This window comes from Aquimarina sp., from assembly GCF_977115655.1.
Genome location: NZ_CDSBKO010000081.1, coordinates 1 through 18,897, shown reverse-complemented (window position 1 = coordinate 18,897; position 18,897 = coordinate 1). Strand labels below are relative to the sequence as shown.

Annotated in this window: 17 protein-coding genes; 10 read left to right on the top strand and 7 right to left on the bottom strand. The window is 33.1% G+C overall.

Translation table 11 applies throughout. The features are described from left to right. Nucleotides 1-188 precede the first annotated feature (188 nt). Nucleotides 189-1,139, top strand: a complete 951-nt coding sequence (locus ACZIYX_RS22055) for a calcium/sodium antiporter (RefSeq protein ID WP_462684428.1) — start codon at nt 189-191, stop codon at nt 1,137-1,139. 550 nt (nt 1,140-1,689) lie between these two features. Beyond that, nucleotides 1,690-2,331, top strand: a complete 642-nt coding sequence (locus ACZIYX_RS22050) for a hypothetical protein (RefSeq protein WP_462684427.1) — start codon at nt 1,690-1,692, stop codon at nt 2,329-2,331. Between the two features lie 157 nt (nt 2,332-2,488). On the opposite strand, the gene ACZIYX_RS22045 is transcribed toward ACZIYX_RS22050, so the two are convergent. Next, complete coding sequence (locus tag ACZIYX_RS22045) at nt 2,489-3,514, bottom strand: glutamine synthetase beta-grasp domain-containing protein (RefSeq protein WP_462684426.1); 1,026 nt, start codon at nt 3,512-3,514, stop codon at nt 2,489-2,491. 218 nt (nt 3,515-3,732) lie between these two features. On the opposite strand from ACZIYX_RS22045, the gene ACZIYX_RS22040 reads away from it, so the two are divergent. From ACZIYX_RS22040 to ACZIYX_RS22005, 8 genes are all read left to right on the top strand, one after another. Next, complete coding sequence (locus ACZIYX_RS22040; protein WP_462684425.1) at nt 3,733-5,919, top strand: glutamine synthetase III family protein; 2,187 nt, start codon at nt 3,733-3,735, stop codon at nt 5,917-5,919. Nucleotides 5,920-6,276: 357 nt separating this feature from the next. Further along, nucleotides 6,277-7,794: a hypothetical protein gene (locus tag ACZIYX_RS22035; protein ID WP_462684424.1), complete on the top strand. Its 1,518-nt coding sequence runs from the start codon at nt 6,277-6,279 to the stop codon at nt 7,792-7,794. 85 nt (nt 7,795-7,879) lie between these two features. Further along, on the top strand, nt 7,880-8,410 hold the full coding sequence (locus tag ACZIYX_RS22030; RefSeq protein WP_462684423.1) for a hypothetical protein: 531 nt from the start codon (nt 7,880-7,882) through the stop codon (nt 8,408-8,410). 20 nt (nt 8,411-8,430) lie between these two features. Then, a complete protein-coding gene (locus tag ACZIYX_RS22025) occupies nt 8,431-9,153 on the top strand; it encodes a CsgE family curli-type amyloid fiber assembly protein (protein ID WP_462684422.1) in 723 nt (240 codons plus the stop codon). Nucleotides 9,154-9,163: 10 nt separating this feature from the next. Then, nucleotides 9,164-9,571, top strand: a complete 408-nt coding sequence (locus ACZIYX_RS22020; RefSeq protein WP_462684421.1) for a curli production assembly/transport component CsgF — start codon at nt 9,164-9,166, stop codon at nt 9,569-9,571. Nucleotides 9,572-9,578: 7 nt separating this feature from the next. Next, on the top strand, nt 9,579-10,961 hold the full coding sequence (locus ACZIYX_RS22015) for a CsgG/HfaB family protein (protein WP_462684420.1): 1,383 nt from the start codon (nt 9,579-9,581) through the stop codon (nt 10,959-10,961). 44 nt (nt 10,962-11,005) lie between these two features. After that, nucleotides 11,006-12,493, top strand: coding sequence for a carboxypeptidase-like regulatory domain-containing protein (locus ACZIYX_RS22010; protein ID WP_462684419.1), 1,488 nt, complete (start codon nt 11,006-11,008; stop codon nt 12,491-12,493). Nucleotides 12,494-12,649: 156 nt separating this feature from the next. Next, nucleotides 12,650-13,831: an AIR synthase related protein gene (locus tag ACZIYX_RS22005; protein WP_462684418.1), complete on the top strand. Its 1,182-nt coding sequence runs from the start codon at nt 12,650-12,652 to the stop codon at nt 13,829-13,831. A 437-nt stretch (nt 13,832-14,268) separates the two neighbouring features. Here the strand turns inward: ACZIYX_RS22005 and ACZIYX_RS22000 are convergent, their stop codons facing one another. From ACZIYX_RS22000 to ACZIYX_RS21975, 6 genes are all read right to left on the bottom strand, one after another. Beyond that, nucleotides 14,269-15,066, bottom strand: a complete 798-nt coding sequence (locus tag ACZIYX_RS22000) for a hypothetical protein (protein WP_462684417.1) — start codon at nt 15,064-15,066, stop codon at nt 14,269-14,271. A gap of 287 nt (nt 15,067-15,353) precedes the next feature. Then, on the bottom strand, nt 15,354-15,857 hold the full coding sequence (locus ACZIYX_RS21995) for a hypothetical protein (protein ID WP_462684416.1): 504 nt from the start codon (nt 15,855-15,857) through the stop codon (nt 15,354-15,356). A 137-nt stretch (nt 15,858-15,994) separates the two neighbouring features. Continuing rightward, nucleotides 15,995-16,567: a hypothetical protein gene (locus tag ACZIYX_RS21990; RefSeq protein WP_462684415.1), complete on the bottom strand. Its 573-nt coding sequence runs from the start codon at nt 16,565-16,567 to the stop codon at nt 15,995-15,997. Nucleotides 16,568-16,691: 124 nt separating this feature from the next. After that, complete coding sequence (locus ACZIYX_RS21985) at nt 16,692-17,261, bottom strand: hypothetical protein (RefSeq protein WP_462684414.1); 570 nt, start codon at nt 17,259-17,261, stop codon at nt 16,692-16,694. Next, the gene (locus ACZIYX_RS21980; RefSeq protein WP_462684413.1) at nt 17,243-18,319 is read right to left on the bottom strand and encodes a hypothetical protein; all 1,077 of its coding nucleotides are present in this window, start codon (nt 18,317-18,319) and stop codon (nt 17,243-17,245) included. Before ACZIYX_RS21980 ends, ACZIYX_RS21985 begins: the two co-directional genes overlap by 19 nt. A 279-nt stretch (nt 18,320-18,598) precedes the next feature. After that, nucleotides 18,599-18,897 (bottom strand): hypothetical protein (locus ACZIYX_RS21975; protein WP_462684412.1); only part of this gene is annotated, 299 nt, incomplete at its 5' end.

Sequence of the window (18,897 nt, the reverse complement as noted above, 5' to 3'; positions counted from 1 at the left end):
ACTGGCTTAATCGAAGAGATTCCTGTTGAACTATCATGAATACAAAATACAAAAAGCGGCAAGTATCTAAAATACTTACCGCTTTTATTTAAGTTCGTGAATTTTTCAGTAGCCTCATAAATATGGGTGCTATTTTTTTGATAAAAAGTTTTGATATAGTAGTATCTTCGCAAACAAATTTAAGATTTATGATTACTAGTATATTGTACGTAGTTATTGGACTAGTGCTTCTTGTAGTAGGAGGGGAGTTTTTGGTAAGATCCTCGGTAGCACTGTCTTTTAGACTTAAATTATCTAAAATGGTTATAGGACTAACAGTAGTTTCTTTTGCAACTTCTGCTCCGGAGCTATTAGTAAGTATTCAGGCTGCATTAGATGGGTTGTCTGATATATCTCTTGGAAATGTCATTGGATCTAATATTGCTAACATAGGTTTGGTACTGGGGATTACTGCAATAATAAGCCCGTTGGCTATTGATCGTGATTTTTACAGGTTTAATTGGCCGGTAATGGTATTGCTGTCTGCGGGGCTTTATATTCTTTTGATAGATGGGGTTTTGACTCGATTAGAGGGGGGACTGCTGTTTTTGTCTTTACTGGTGTATCTTTTTTTATTGATTAGAAGAGCCAGAAAGTTTTCTGCTAAGGATGTAGAAGAGGTAGATGATTCCCTTCAAAAAACATCTAATTTTAAAATCATAATATGGCTTCTTATAGGAGGGGGCGCTTTGTATTTTGGATCAGAATTATTAGTGACAGGTGCTGAAACTATAGCTTTAAAAATGGGGATTAGTGAAGGGGTTATTGCAGTTACTCTTATTGCAGTAGGAACCAGTGTGCCAGAATTGGCAGCTTCTGTAATCGCAGCTCTTAAACAAGAAAAAGCAATTTCTTTGGGTAATCTTATAGGATCAAATATATTTAATATAGCATCAGTTTTGGGGATAACTTCATTGATTCAACCAGTTTTGGTGAAAGATGAAACTTTAATGAGTGCAAATATATATTGGATGCTTGGTTTTGCGATAATATTACTTCCGTTAGCATTTATCCCAAAACAAATGATACTTGGTCGTTATAAAGGGCTTTTAATTTTTGTAGCATATTGTGTTTTTATTGCAATGGTTTTTATAAAGTAACTTATTTTAAATCTCATTTCTTTCAGATTAAATACTGGTTCAATCCATAGAGCTATTGGAGCTCTTTGCTTGGAGTTGGTGCTTTATAACCAGAGATTTTTGAAAACAGCTTTTTGTATAAGGACTATGCATGCACTTGTAAAATAAGGTTTTGCAGCAAAGAGTTTAAATTACAAGCAATCTTATCCAAATTTATAGCAAAAATAGTATAAGGAAACCATCTTTGATACAAGAGTTGTTATGTAAGCATGGTGAGATTAGATAAAGATGTGATTAAGATATGCAAAATATCAATAACAGCGCCAACGATATTATGACCCTTTTGGATCTATCTGAAAATTAAAATCTATAGCTTTTTAACAAAGGTTTTTACAGCTAAAAAGCTATAGATCTTAATTTGCGCATCTTCAAGTACTGCTATGTAGTTGTTTTATAAAATGGCCAATGATCTTTGTACAATCATATACCTTCTTTGTACAAACAAAGGTTTTTGTTCATAGGATTAAAAGTAGTTTTGTGTCGAAATATTAATCTTAAAATTTAAAAAAACATGAAAACACAAAAAATCATTTATGCAATTATGGCAGTAACCCTTTTTTTTGCAACATCTTGCTCTAAAGACTCGATAAGCGATCAAGATCCTGCTACAGATAAAGCAAATTTAGAAACTTCATTTTTAGAGAGCTTAGAGTTAGAATCATCTTCTAAAAGTAACATCATTTTTCCTGACTCTGAAACAGTAGAAAATCAAGAGTATATTGATTTTTTAGTAGGGGATTGGAAGATTACACAGTTTACTATTGCTGAGAGAGAAGGAAGAAAAAGTTGGGTTAATTCTATTGGGCATTTGCGTGTTGATGAGGAAGGAATTTATGCATCTATTGATGAATGTCTTGATGGTAGTAATGGTATTGATGTTTTTTTTAAAGTACATAGCTTTAAGAAAATAGATTCAGGTGTTAAAGGAACTTTAAAAGGAGATGATCATGGAGGTTTTAGCCATTATAATAGATCTTTGGGTTGTAATACTGATGCATTTGCTTTGGCTAATGGGTTTGGGTATACTTTAAATAGATTCGGTGGTGTAGAAAAAGCTGAAAACCGAGATATTGCTATAAGTATAAAAAACAACTTATTGGTAATAGGTGATTTTTCAAAAAATGAATTGATTGTATTTAAAAAAGTTAAATAGTTAGATATGTAAAAAAATTGATAAGTAGGTATGTGCTATTTTATAGCCAAGACAAACGTATTTTTGTAAACCAGTAAAAAAAATATCGAAAGTATGATCATAACTTTCGATATTTTTTAGTTTAAGATTTATAATTAGTTGGCTATTGTATATAAAATTATACTGCTATAGCAGTAACATCTGCGGTTTTGACTGTTTTGACTATTCTGGCAGCGATTTTATAAGGATCGCCATTAGATGCAGGACGACGATCCTCTAACCATCCTTTCCATCCTTTTTCTACAGTAATAATAGGTATTCTTATAGAAGCACCTCTGTCTGATACCCCATAAGAAAATTCGTGTATAGATTGTGTTTCATGCTCTCCGGTTAATCGTTGGTCATTAAACTCTCCATAAACCGCAATATGCTCTTTGGTAACAGGTCTAAATGCTTCACAAATAGTTTCATATATTTCTTTAGAGCCGCATGTTCTTAGTAGTTCATTAGAAAAATTTGCATGCATACCAGATCCGTTCCAATCCCCTTTAATTGGTTTAGGGTGGTATTCTATATAGTATCCATATTTCTCGGTAAGACGATCCAATAGATAGCGGGCTATCCATATTTCATCCCCGGCTTTTTTTGCTCCTTTGGCAAATAACTGAAACTCCCATTGGCCACAAGCTACTTCTTGGTTAATGCCTTCAAAATTGAGACCGGCAGCAATACATAGATCGGCATGCTCCTCAACAAAATCCCTGCCATGGGTATTTTTTCCCCCTACAGAGCAGTAATACATGCCTTGTGGTCCCGGGTAGCCGCCTACCGGAAATCCTAAAGGTAATTGTGTGGCAGTATCCATAATAAAGTATTCTTGCTCAAAACCAAACCAGAAATCGTTATCATCATCATCGATTGTAGCTCTGGCATTGGATTCGTGTGGGGTTCCGTCTGCATTTAAAACTTCAGTCATAACCAAGTACCCGTCTTGTCTTGAAGGGTCAGGATATATGGCAACAGGTTTTAATAAACAATCTGAAGAGCCGCCTTTTGCTTGTTTTGTAGAACTCCCATCAAAGGACCACATTGGGCAATCTGTAAGCTTTCCACTAAAGTTTTCTTCAATTTTAGTCTTACTTCTTAAATTAGCAGTTGGTTTATAACCATCTAGCCAAATATATTCTAATTTAGCTTTACTCATAATTAATACTTTATAAATTGGACTATTAAAGGTTTCAAAAATAAATTATATTTTCAATACGCTAAAAAAATATGGGCTTCAAGTTTAAATTTTGGTTAATTTTTGTCGAGAACTATATTTTTTATGGGGTACATTGTTTAATTATTAATTTTTAGAGGTATTTTTTTTATTTTTTCAACAAACTTCCTTTATCTTTGTAAAAAAAACTTACTCATACTATGTCTAAAATCAGGTTTCAAGCATTAAAAGAAACATTAACTCGTAAATCTGTAATAATTACAGAAACAGAACGGAGGTCAGTATTATTTGGAGAAAATGTATTTGATCAAAAAACAATGTTGCAGTACTTAACCAAAGATGCGTATAAAAGTGTTATAGATGCTATAGAAAATGGCTCTAAAATTGATCGTAGAATTGCGGATCAAATAGCATCTTCAATGAAGGATTGGTCGCTTTCAAAAGGAGTGACACATTACACGCATTGGTTTCAGCCTCTTACAGGAGCTACAGCTGAAAAGCATGATGCATTTTTTGAAACTATTGGCGATGGACAAGCAATAGAGAAATTTGGAGGAGGACAATTAGTGCAGCAAGAGCCAGATGCATCGTCTTTTCCTAACGGGGGTATTCGTAATACTTTTGAAGCAAGAGGATATACAGCCTGGGATCCCACCTCTCCGGCTTTTATTTATGGTACAACTTTATGTATCCCTACTGTTTTTGTAGCATATACAGGAGAAGCTTTGGATTATAAGACCCCACTGTTACGAGCTTTACAAGCTGTAGATAGCGCAGCAACCGCAATAGCTAAGTATTTTGATAAAAACGTAAAGAAGGTAAATGCTTCTCTGGGTTGGGAGCAAGAATACTTTTTAATAGATAGTGCTCTTGTAAATGCAAGACCAGATATAGTAATGACAGGTAGAACGCTTCTTGGTCATTCTCCGGCAAAAGGACAGCAACTGGATGACCATTATTTTGGTAGCATTCCTTCTAGAGCCTTAAATTTTATGATGGACCTGGAGGTAGAATGTATGTTGTTGGGGATTCCTGTTAAAACACGTCATAATGAGGTAGCGCCTAATCAATTTGAACTAGCCCCAATATACGAAGAAACAAATTTGGCAGTAGATCATAACTCTTTGTTAATGGATGTAATGGATAAAGTAGGGGCAAGGCATAATTTTAAAGTGTTGTTTCACGAAAAACCATTTGCAGGTGTTAATGGATCAGGAAAGCATAATAACTGGTCTCTAAGTACCAATACAGGTATTAACTTGTTAAGCCCTGGTAAAACACCAATGAGTAATCTTCAGTTTTTAACTTTTTTTATTAATACTATCAAAGCAATTAATGAAAACGAAGAGTTAATGAGGGCTGGTATTGCATCGGCAAGTAATGATCATCGTTTAGGAGCAAATGAAGCTCCACCTGCTATCATGTCTGTGTTTATAGGAGAACAGTTAACAGCAGTTCTTAAAGAATTAGAAGGAGTTACAGATGGTAAGTTATCACCACAAGAAAAAACAGATTTAAAACTTAACGTAGTAGGTAAAATACCAGAAATATTGCTGGATAATACAGATCGTAACAGAACTTCTCCTTTTGCATTTACAGGAAATAAATTTGAATTTAGAGCTGTAGGTTCTAAAGCAAATTGTGCAAACCCAATGACGATTCTTAATACTATAGTTGCTAAACAATTGATAGATTTTAAGAAAGAAGTGGATGAATTGATTGAGAAAAAAGAACTCAAAAAAGACGAAGCTATTTTTAATGTTTTGAGAGAGTATATTAAAGAATCAAAAAATATTCTTTTTGAAGGTAATGGATATGGTATAGAATGGGAGAAAGAAGCCAAGAAAAGAGGGTTAAGTAATAATAAAACTACTCCTGAAGCATTAAAAGCTAAGATTTCTGAGAAAAACCTGAGACTTTTTGAAGAGATGGGAGTAATGAACAGGGTAGAATCAGAATCTCGATATGAAATAGAAATAGAAGAATATGTAAAGCGAATTCAGATTGAAGGAAGAGTCTTGGGAGATATAGCACGTAATCATATTATACCAACAGCGATTCGATATCAAAATACGTTAATCAAGAATGTATCTGGATTAAAAGGGTTATATGGAGATGATTTTAAAAAATATGCCAAAGAGCAAATGGGGATTTTGGAAGAGATATCAGAGCATATAGGTAAAATTAACACCAAAGTGAATGAAATGACCGAGGAACGTAAAAAAGCTAATAAATTAGAAGATTTAGAAAAAATGGCTTCGGATTATTGTGTAAAAGTGAAACCTCTATTTGATGAGATTAGATATAGTTGTGATAAATTAGAGCTACTAATTGATGATGAACTATGGCCATTAGTAAAATATAGAGAGTTACTTTTTACCAGATAGGTGAGAATTAGATTACAAATGTTTTGCTTAGATTTTTTTTAATAAAAATTTAACGTAATACAAACCCTTTGAAAGCCGTAAAAAAATGTTTTTTTACGGCTTTTCCGCATGTATTTCATCGAATAATTAAGAAATCCTCAATAATAGCCTTAATATTTTCATAAATTTGAAAGTATCTAAAAGGTCGTCATACTTTTGATAAAACCCCTGTAAGTCCCAAAATATATATTATTCTTAATGAAAATGAAATTGGATTTTAACTGATTTTTTTTTCCTTCTTTAGGGAAGTGCCTTTTAATTTTTTAATTGAAGTAACTAACTCATTTAATCACATAATCACTTTAATTTATATTACATATGAAACAAATAATTTTTAGCCTGGCAGCTTTATTAAGTACTACGGCAATGGTAGCACAGTCAAATAGTAGTAATGTTACTCAAACAGGAACGGATAACGTTGTTAACACTACTCAAAAAGGAGCATCTAACTCTTCTTTAACAACTCAGGAAGGAATGGCAAATAATGCAGAAGCTATTCAAGGTAGTGAAGCATATATTTCAAATAGTGGAATTATAGAGCAATCTCAAACAGGAAATAAAAACAATGCTTATGCACAGCATGAAGAGTCTGATAATCAAGTTTATCAGGTTCAGGCAGGTAATGGAAACTCTGTAAGGGCTACACAAAACTTAGATTTTGAAGGAGGAGGCAATGTAGCCAATCAATTTCAGGAAGGGAATAAAAATAGTGCTACAATAACTCAGGAAGGAATTTCTAATGCAGCTTTTCAGGTACAATCGGGAGATGGTAATATAGGAACTTCTGCGCAAGAAGGGGTTGAGAACTTTAGTGAATTAGAGCAAACAGGAGGCTTTAATACAGCTTCTATAGTGCAAACCGGAGATAATAACCTTTCATCACAAGCACAAAACGGAGAAGCTAATATCGTTAAAGCAGAGCAGTGGGGAACCAGTAACTCTGTACGTCAAGATCAAGAAGGAGGAGGCAATACAGCAACCTCTTTGCAAGGAGGTAATGTTTTTGAAGCCAGAGGTGGTAGAGTAGAACAAGTTCAAATAGGTCAGGAAAACACGGCTTATGCAAGGCATGAAGAAGATAGCAATACCATTCTTCAAGGGCAATCTGGTGAAGGCAATAATGCAAAAGCAGAACAAAACTTAGTGTCTTTTGGAGGCGAAAACCTTGCTATTCAAATACAAGTAGGTAACTCAAATACTGCTACAGTATCTCAAAATGGCAGTAGTAATAGTTCTGATCAATCTCAGTCTGGAGATGAAAATAATGCTTCAGGAACACAATCAGGAACAGATAATACTCTTTTGCAAAAGCAATTCGGAGCTAATAACATTGCAACCTCTGAGCAAGGTGGGTTTATATTTACTTCAAGAGGAGGGCTTGTAGATCAATATCAATCTGGTAATGGTAATGAGGCTTATGCAAGACACGAAGAAGATAATAATACGATATTGCAAACCCAGATTGGAGACAGAAATAGTGCTTCTGCTACTCAAAATATTTCATTCTTTGGAGGAAATAATGTAACAGGACAAATCCAATTTGGAAATGGTAACGTTGCCGAATCTATTCAAGAAGGAGCTACAGGAATTGCAGGAGAATCTAATCTTGTTAGTCAAATCCAATTTGGAGATGAAAACGTAGCTAAATCATTACAAAATGGATCTGGTAATATAAGTGATATTTTTCAGTATGGAGATATGAATGTTGCCGAAGACATACAGTTTGGAGCAAGTAACTCTACTTTTGTAACTCAAACCGGGGATATGCATACCAGTACAATTTTGCAAACAGGCAACAATAACGCCGCAACAGTAACACAAAGTGGTTCAAAATAATACTTAAGAGGTAATATTTTTACAAGAGTTATGCTTAATTAATATATTAAGTATAACTCTTTCATTGGTTTTAAAAATAAGGAAGATGAACAAAACCTATTTTAAACAGATATTTCTGTTTTTTACATTTTTTTCTTTTACAATACCAGTATGCGCGCAGAGCGTAAAAGAAGAAAACCCGCTTTTAATTACCGATCAGGATAAGTTTATTACATTATCTCAAAATGGTATCTTACCAGAAATGAATACTGTTACAGATAATTCGACTTTGCAAAATGGGGCAAACACTGTTTTTATCCAACAAATAGGATTTGATAATAAGGTAGTATCTAATATTGTAACAGAATCATCTGATATTAAAATTCTTCAAAACGGAGATCATAATGATATCAAAATTGATGAGTCTGCCAGAGAAATAGAAAAAAACATAATCCAATCGGGGGCTAATAATTCTGTAATTGATTTTTCTTTTAACCCCGATATATCTACAAAACTAGAGCTTATTCAGGATGGAGATAATTTAATTTTTGAGCGATTTGGAAGCAATGAACTATCTAAAAGTTTAAAATTTAAAATGTCTGGAGAAAGTAAGACTATAATTGTTAGAAGTTTTTAATTATTATTAATGAAAAAGATATGAATTCCAAGTTTTTTATACTGGTAATCTTAATTTTTCAAAATACTGCTGCCCAGTTTACAAATACCGAAGTGGTAGCTAAAATTAAAACAGAAACCAGTAACAATATGATTTCTGTAGTAGGTACAGCTACTAATACCACAGAAGTGTATAAAAGCCTAAAATATAGTATGTCTGTTTTTAAAACAGATGCAAACAACAATGTGTCTAAAAGCAGTCAGGAAGGAAGGTTTACTCTGGAAGCTAATGAAAGTAAAGAGCTTTCTAAAGGAATAGTAAGTATAGAAGAAAGTAAAAAAATGATAATACTATTACTGGTTTATGAAGAGGATGTAATTGTTGGCAAAGCCAGATTAGCGTTTAATGAGCAGATCTTCCAAAAATCAAACAAAGCAGAAGATCTGTTGGAGGATGGGATAGAACTAAAAGGAATTGTAGTAGAAGAAACAAAGACCAAACCAGGAAGGGATTTTTTCGAGTTTTTTTATACATCCTACAACTTAAACCAAATAAATGGTAATAAAGTAGTAGAAGTGTTCGAAAAATTAAGTTTTGGACGCAGCACCATAATTCAGGTAAAAATAGAAGACAATATAGTACACGAATTTATAGGAAAACCAGATTTAGAATATTTAGAGCAAATGTCTGAAATAGCTATTCGCGAAGTGCATAAGTATTTTAATAACCTCAAGAAACAAAAGAAAGATATTTTTCAATATTAATAAAATTAGAATGAAATCAATTATTATAACACTTTTTCTTGTTTTCTCAATATGTGGTCTCTCTTTTGGGCAAAATTTAATATATAAACCAATAAATCCTGCTTTTGGAGGAGATACATTTAATTATCAATGGCTTCTTAGTTCTGCCGAGGCTCAAAATACCTTAACAGATGGTGACGATACATCAAGAGATCAACGATCTGATGTAGAAAAGTTTACAGAAAACCTTAATCGCCAATTATTAAATCAGATATCCAGAACATTATTTAATGAGCAGTTTGGGCAAAATGGCCTAACAGAAGGGACCTTTAATTTTGGGAAGCTGTTTGTAGAAATATTTCGTTCTGCAGAAGGTTTGGTAATCAATATTTTAGATACAAGTACAGGAGATCAGTCACAAGTAATAATTCCTAATTAATTTTTTAATGTATAATACATTTTATAAAGCATCGATCATACTAGTATCCTGTGTGCTTTTATTATCCGGATGCGGAACATATTTTAACCAACCTGTTACTATAGAAAAAGCCAGAATAGGAGAAGATACCGAAGTAACAAAAACATTGAGAGATTTTCCCCTGCCTAAAGAACCTGTAGTAGTTGGAGTGTATAAATTTAGGGATCAAACAGGACAGTACAAACCAACAGAAGGAGGAAGCACGTTTAGTACCGCTGTAACACAAGGAGCCACAACTATTTTAATAAAAGCCCTGGAAGACTCTAAGTGGTTTGTTCCTATAGAAAGAGAAAACTTAAGTAATTTACTTAATGAACGAAACATAATACGTTCTACCAGAAAAGAATATAACAAAACCAATGATACACAAGAACCACAATTACCACCGTTACTATATGCAGGGATTATTCTGGAAGGAGGTATCATATCCTACGATTCCAATATTATTACAGGGGGATTAGGAGCAAGGTATTTTGGGGTAGGGGGATCTACCAGGTATAGGCAAGACAGAATTACTGTTTATTTACGTGCCGTTTCTACCTCAAGCGGTAAAATATTAAAAACAGTATATGTTTCAAAAACTATCCTCTCACAAGCGTTGGATGCAAATTTCTTCAGATATGTAAAATTTAAAAGATTGTTAGAAGCAGAAACAGGTTTTACAAAAAATGAACCAGCACAAATGGCTGTAACAGAAGCTATAGAAAAAGCAGTAGAATCTTTGATAATAGAAGGGGTCGAAGATAAATTATGGGCAGTAAATGCCGGTCCAGAGTCTGTAAACGAATGGATAGATACATATAAAGCAGAAAAAGAAGAAGCGCAGAACACAGCATTATACGATAGGTATTTTAAAGAAAGAAGATCTAAGAAATCTGTTTTTATAAAAGGAGGTACCTCTATAATTAGTGGAGATCTTAATAAACCAGAACCTGGATACTCTGCAAAACTTGGTGCCAGATGGTATTTTAATCCATATATAAATGTTAATGCAAGTCTTAATAAATTTAAACTCTCTAATCAAACCTCTTTTTCCAAAGGATTTAATGCAGTAGATCTTAATACCGAAATAAGTTTTTTGCCTTTTGAAAAACTATCCCCTTTTCTTTATGGAGGATTAGGTGTGGTAAATGATGATGATTTTGATAATACATTACTTAAATTTCAATATGGAGGAGGTATTGAATATTTGATTTCAAACAAGATAGGAATTTCTATAGATGCAACCCATAATTTGATGCTGAACGATAAATTAGATGATATTGTTCAAGGAAAGAGAGACGATCAATATTTTAATTTTTCATTAGGATTGAATTGGTATTTTGGAAATCCTGTTAAAAGAAAAAAGTAAAAGTAATACAATTAAGAGAGACTTATAAAAAGCAAAGTAAGCACATGAAACAATTCATCATAAAAATAATTAGTGTTTTTATAATTTTGGTTACAGTTTCCTGTAGCGAGGATACAATAGATTTGGAAGGCTTAGGTTCTGTAAAAGGTAAAGTGGTTAAAAAAGGAACAAATGAACCTTTGGAGAATGTTAAAATTTCTACCAATCCATCTTCCAGTACTGTATTTACAGATAAAAATGGTGTCTATAAATTAGATAATGTACCATCAGGAGAGTATTCACTTTCTGGACAGAGAGAAGGATTGCTGGCAGTTTTTAAAGCGATAACCATTCTGTCTGGTAAAGAAATAGAAGTGGTGTTAGAAATGGATATAGAAACAGCATCTAATCGTCCACCAGTAGCTGCTACTTTAATTACACCAACAGATAATGCAACAGATCTTCCTATTAAGGTAAAATTGGTATGGTCTGCCAGTGATCCCGATAAAGATGTGCTTTCTTATAAAGTTAGTTTAAGAAACGAAGATAATTCTAATGTAGAGGTTTTTGAAAATATTACCGATACAACCTATACCTTATCTAATCTTTCTTATGGAGTAAAATATTTTTGGCAAGTAAGCACAAGCGATAATATTAATACCCCGGTAAACAGCAATACGCATGCGTTTAAAACAGCAAGTGCCCCAAATAACAGGATTGTTTTTGCAAGATTAGTAAATGGCAATAGTGTTATTTACTCTGCACAGGAAAATGGTGGTACCCAAATTGCACTTACACCAAAGTCAAAAAACAGTTTCAGGCCCAGAAGAAACGCTATTACCAAAAAAATTGCTTTTTTACAATCTGTGGGTTCTCAAACACATTTGTTTACTATGAACGAGGATGGTTCGCAAATAAAACAGGTAACCTCTACGGTTGGGGTATCCGGGTTTAATCTCGAAGAAATAGATTTTTCCTGGGATGCCAATGGTTCTAAACTATTATTTCCTAATCAAGATAAGTTATACACTATTAATGCAGATGGAAGCGGGTTGAGTTTGGTGTATCAAACTACAGGGGATTTGATAACAGAAGTAGATAAAAATGAAAACACAGGAATAATTGCCTTAAAAACGAATAACCTGAATGGGTATTCTGCACAGATTTTTACAATTGATGGAGCAGGGACAATACAAAATACAATTCTTACAGGGGTTAATGGTGCCGCAGGAGGTATTAACCTGTCTGTAGATGGAACAAAGTTATTGTATAACCGGGATATGTCGGGCTCAGAAAACCCTGTCTACCGCCAATTAAACACACGAGTATTTGTTTATGATTTTGCAACTGCCACAAGTACAGATCTCTCTACAGACAGACCCGCAGGAACAAATGATTTGGATCCCCGTTTTTCTCCCAATGAAGCCAGTATAATTTTTGTAAACACATCCAATGATGGGATTTCTGTAAAAACAGTATATACTGTGCCGATTTTGGATTTGGATGCCAGAACCAAAATATTGGATAATGCAGCTATGCCCGATTGGGAATAATATAATTTGTAACCTTTATTTTGGGTGTTAAGAAGTTGTTTTTTAGTTATTTATGTTTTAAATGAGATATGTTTCTCAGAACTACCCCTTGTGAGATTGTTTCGAGGTTGTTGATTTCTGAAATTCGGTTATCTTTGCACTTTAATTATCCATACAATGAGTGAAGAAGTAAGCAAACGCTACGCGCAAAGAGGAGTTTCGGCATCTAAAGAAGATGTGCATAGTGCAATCCAAAATATAGATAAAGGTCTTTTTCCAAAAGCATTTTGCAAAATTGTTCCGGATTATTTAACAGGAGACCCAGAATATTGCTTGATTATGCATGCAGATGGGGCAGGAACAAAGTCCTCTCTGGCTTATATGTATTGGAAAGAAACAGGAGATATATCTGTGTGGAAAGGCATAGCACAGGACGCTCTTATCATGAATATAGATGATTTATTGTGTGTAGGTGCTACCAATAATATTATGTTATCTTCGACTATAGGGCGTAATAAAAACCGGATTCCGGGAGAAGTTATCTCTGCAATTATTAACGGAACGGAGGAGTTACTTAATGAGCTTAAAGATTTTGGTGTAGAGATTCACTCAACAGGAGGAGAAACAGCAGATGTAGGGGACTTGGTAAGAACCATTATTGTAGATTCTACAGTAACTGCCCGTATGAAACGTAAAGATGTAATCGACAATGCAAATATAAAAGCAGGAGATGTTATTGTTGGATTATCTTCGTTTGGACAAGCTAATTATGAAAAAGAGTATAACGGAGGGATGGGAAGCAATGGTTTAACATCTGCCCGTCACGATGTTTTTAGTAAAATCCTGGCAGAAAAATACCCGGAAAGTTTTGATGCATCTGTACCTTCAAATTTGGTATATTCAGGTAAAACAAAACTTACAGACAAGGTAGAAGGATCTCCTCTTGATGCAGGTAAATTGGTGTTATCACCTACAAGAACCTATGCCCCGGTTATTAAAAAAATCTTATCCCGGTTTGATAATACAACCATTCATGGAATGGTACATTGCAGTGGGGGAGCGCAGACAAAAGTTTTACATTTTGTAGATCGTTTTCATATTATAAAAGATAATCTGTTTGAGGTGCCCCCTCTGTTTAAATTAATACAAGAAAATTCTGGAACAGACTGGAAAGAGATGTACCAGGTATTTAATATGGGACACCGTATGGAGCTGTACGTTTCTCCCGAAATAGCAGAGCAGATTATAACAATTTCTAAAAGCTTTGATATCGATGCCCAAATTGTGGGTAGAGTAGAAGCCTCAGAAGAGAAAAAACTTACTATCCATAGCGAATTTGGAACTTATACATATAACTAAAATCTTTTGGCAACCTTAGCGTATTTTTTTTAAAAGAAAATTTGAACAAATATTCGTAACCTCCTTATTTGGACATAGCTGTACAGAAACGATTTAAAGTCCTGTGATCAGGTACTCCCATTACCATATCCAGAAGTTAAAGAATAAGGATACGTTTTTATGATTGATTACTTAAATAAGGAGCAAACTTCGATTTTTTACTAGAAAGATTAATGTTATTTTATGTTGATTTAGCTATAATTACCATGTCGGGTTACTCGGCTAGCAAAAGTTATACCAATTATACTTTGAATTTACCGTAAAAGACAATGATGATTTTTTTCTTTTTATGAATTAGAAAATTAAAGCATAGCCTTAGTTACGATTTCATTTTATGATGAAATAGGAAGGAAAAAAGGGTGTTTTATTGCGGTAAATTCAAAGTGTAATTGGTATTATTATTCAGTTATTAGTTTCAAGCTTTCTTTTTTTATTGTGTTTGGTGTGAAAATTTGAGGATCAAACTTTATATCCTTAAGTTTTTGGTCTGTATATTTCCAATATCTTATTTCTTGTAAAAAAAGAAGCTTCTGTTTTGTGTTTAGATTTGATAGAGTGAAGTAAAGAATATGTTCACCTTCTTTTCCTGTTATCTTTTTATACATATCTCCTAATTTAATGTTATTTTCTCTTTCAAAAGAAGTAATAAATTCATCTAATCTTTGCTTTATCTTCCATTTTGGGTCTTTAGGACAGCAAGTAGAACCAAAGCTCTCTGTATGGTAAAATACTATATTGTCATTAAATTTTACATTTTTTATACTTTTATTGAAAACAAGTTTCGGCTGATTTCCCGAAATTCGAATACTGTCAGTTTTTGATTCATTTTCAATATATTTTCTTTGGTAGAATATATTTGTGGTAGCCGGCTCGATACATCCTCCCATCCTTGTGGCTTCTTCCGTAATTTCTTCATAAAATTTCCAATCAGGTATTATTACTATGATTGATTTATGCTCAAATAATCGATTTGTTATAAAATCTTTTGAAAGTCCAGAATCATTGAAAATAACAGAGGATTTTTTTAAATCAAAATTTATAACAACATCAATAAGATAATCGTCAATATTTTTTACCACATCTTTTTTTTGGATTAATAAAACATTACTAAATATCGAATCATTTATACTTTGGGCATTCGCATAATTGTTTGTTAGCAATAAAGACAAAATGAGTATGATTTTTCTAATTTTCATTTTTTGCAGTTAGATTGTTTTTAATTTTTGCTAACACCTAGATGTATGTTTAGCTTGATTATAGTCGTTTGCGAAGCGATAGCGAAGACAAACTATTTTCCAAATTTTAAAAATAAGGGGACAGTAGTTCAGATTCGGTAACATTTTAAACCCGTCTTTTTCGGAGATACCCAACAAAAGTACCTCCTCTGGACATATTATTTACATCTTCGATATTCAGTATTTTTATTTTGAAATCGTATGGATAACCCCAAACACATTTACTTGGTATTATACCATAGCTTTTATTACCAATCGGGTATTCCTGTTAGTCCTTCAGCTTTTACTTTGCTGTAACCTTCAATACTGTCTTTTAAAATTTTAAAGCTATAAATGTCATATCTACCACAATCGTGAGCTCCAACAACAAACTCTTCTAAAATAATTTTATCACCCTCTATTTTATAATATCCCACGCCACCTTTTTTAAGATTATTGTATTGCTCTAAAGGAGAAATATCTTTTTTTAGAACATTGCTTAAATACCTTCCGTTTTCAAAAAAACGTAAAAAAGTAGTATAATCTTTTTTTTCGGGGATATCCATTGTAAAAGAAGATTGATAGATATAATCTGTTTGTATAAAGTCTTCCTTTTTTAAATAATACGGATTTTTACCTAACGTGAATTTACTTTTTATAGGTCTATAACTTCCATATTCAGTTGTATAGAATTTTTTTTGTAAAACAGGAATACAGCAACTATGTATTGCAATAACTGTTAGCGTAATACTTACCATTTTTTTCCACCCCATACTTCTATATTTTTGTGATTATACTCCAACCTAAAACCTTTAATGGCTTTATGTATTGCGTTTTTATGCATTTTTAATAATACCAGAGTTGGATTCTGTTTGAAAGCAACCCTATTGGTATTATACCATAGCTTTTATTACCAATCAGGTGTTCCTGTTAGCCCTTCAACTTTTTTTTTGATGTACATCTTAGTATTGTTTATATTTATTTTTTCTTTGTTTATTAAAGGGGAATCGGATAAGAAAATGGTATCTCCTTTTATGATTCCATAATCCATATCATATTTTCCGTTTTCGCCAACGCCTACATAAAATGTTTCCACAGAAATTTTGTTAGTATCTTCTATTTTATAGTATCCAACAAAAGCACCTCCTCTGGACATATTGTTTATATCTTCGATATTGAGTGTTTTTCTTTTGAAATCGTATGGATAACCCCAAACACATTTACCATTAGTGAAAAATCTAAGAAAATATTCTTTCTTTTCTCTCCCTCCATTTTTATATATTATTTCCCGCTCATTAATATAGATAGAGTTTTCGTCAATTAGATTGTTTTTATCTGGACCAAACGTAGTTTTGGCTAGTTTGTATTTTGGTGTCTTAGGTCTTAAACCAAGTTTTTCTGTATAATAGTAATTTTTAAACAGGGTATTACATCCAATAGTTGTAAAAAGTAGTAATAAAACCGTTATTTTTTTCCACCCCATATTTCTATATTTTTATGATTATACTCCAACCTAAAATCTTTAATGGCTTTATGTATTGCATTTTTGTGCATTTTTAATACTACCAGAGCTTGATTCTGTTATTGGTATCATAAACTATTTTCTATTACCAATCGGGTGTTCCTGTTAGTCCTTCAACTTTTTTTTTGATGTATACCTCGATATTGTTATGGTCTATTTTTTCTTTGTTTATTAAAGGGGAATCGGATAAGAAAATGGTATCTCCTTTTATAATGCCATACTCTTTAATATATTTTCCGTTTTCACCAACGCCTACAGAAAATGTTTCCGTAACTAAATTTAAAGGACTTTCAATCTTGTAGTAACCAATAAATGAACCTCCACGTACCAGATTATTAAAATCACTAAGGGTTAGTTGATTTCTTTTAAAATCAGACGAAAACCCACGAATACATTTTCCATTAGAAAAAAATCTATAAAAATATTCTTCTATTTCTTTTCGCTCATTACGATAAGTTTCTTTTTGATAGATATAAACAGAACTAGTGTCAATCATATCCTTTTTGATCAAGTGATATGCTTGTTGTGATAATTCAAATTTTGGTCTCTTAGGTCTTATCCCTCTATCTTCGGTTCGGTAATAGTTTTTAAACAGGGTATTACATCCAATAGTTGTAAAAAGTAGTAATAAAACCGTTATTTTTTTCCACCCCATATTTCTATGTTTTTGTGATTATACTCCAACCTAAAATCTTTAATGGCTTTATGTATTGCGTTTTGTAACCACGCATCCCCAATTAAATCTACCGTTGCATTATAACCGCTAGAGTTATTAATGCGAATATATGTAGAGGCTTTGTTTAGTTTTTTATGATAAGATGTTTGGTTATGGTAATTAGATGTCATTTTTTTAAGTTCCCCTTCTAATTCAGATACCCTAGCTTCTTTTTGAAATTTACTAAGATTATTATTCTTTTTAATTTCTTTTATTTGATCTAGAATAAAATCTCTTTTTTCTTCATCTTTTCTATAATAATCCCCCGAAAAATCTTGAAATCCTATTTCAAGAAAAGGGGTTGCTACAGTTAGGCCACCTGTCCACCCCATATCGGTTCCCCCTCCAAAATAGGCTCTTTTGGTATCGTTGTTAGAGCTTACATTAACATCTCCCAGCCGAAAACCAATCATGCCTTCTCGTTGTATACGGTCTAACGAAAATTGATTTTCATTTAAAGCAGAGTTCCATGTTAGTAATTGCCCATAACTAAAAGAGTTATGAAAATCATTGAGCGTTGGTATTGGTGAATTGTAATTTAAGGAATACGATTGTAGCGGTGTTCCGTGTCCACTACCAATAGTAAGGTTTATCGCTGCGGTTAGATCCACAACCAACCCTTTTTTATCTACTGCGCTGCCCAGCCCTGCGTTATATGCAGAAATATGTAGTGAGGATGTTGCTCCAAAATTGCCATATCGGTTGCCATATCCAATATTGGCATTGCTCCTTACCCTAATTTTATATCCTACCAGTATTTGAATACCAAATGTTACCCTAAACCCTTTGTCGGGGGGATTTCCTGTATTTCCCCTTCCAGAGGTAGATGTTTTTCTGGCGATGTCTTGTATAGAGCTTTCTACTTTTGTTTGTAAACTTGTTTTCGCCCAAAAATTAGGGTCTTTATGGGAGCTTCCTAAATCAAAAATACTAGCGTTAAGCGCAGAGGAAACGTCGCTTTTTATAGACTGTAGGTCAAATAAAGAATTGGATACCATATAAGTTTTAGGTTTTAAGGAGTGAACTCATCTTGACTTTTTCTATTTCCTGAAAAAATGGCTGAAATTCACCCATATTTCGTTACTTTTCTTACCCGTAGCGCTGCTATGGCTTTCAAAAAGTGCCTCATCTGGTCAAATTTCAACTCATTTTCGGTTAAAAACAAAAAGTCAAGATGAGTTCAGTACTATTTGGTAACAACATTATATAAGTACTAAGATATATCTTTAGTATTAGAAATATAGTTGCTTTTACATTTTCATTACACTAAAATACAATTACTTTTCAGTAATAGCAGCATAAAAATCTGTATACAATAAAAATAAAATATATATTTTACTTTTAGTATGCATTTTGGTAACACGTTGTATACTATAGCTTATGCTTTCGCCGTGTTGGTTAACGATTTCTCCAAGATAGCTGATGTTTTTGACGTGTTGGTTAACGATTTCCCCAAGATAGTTGATGCTTTCGCCGTGTTGGTTAACGATTTCCCCAAGATAGTTGATGCTTTCGCCGTGTTGGTTAACGATTTCCCCGAGATAGCTGGTGCTTTCGCCGTGTTGGTTAACGATTT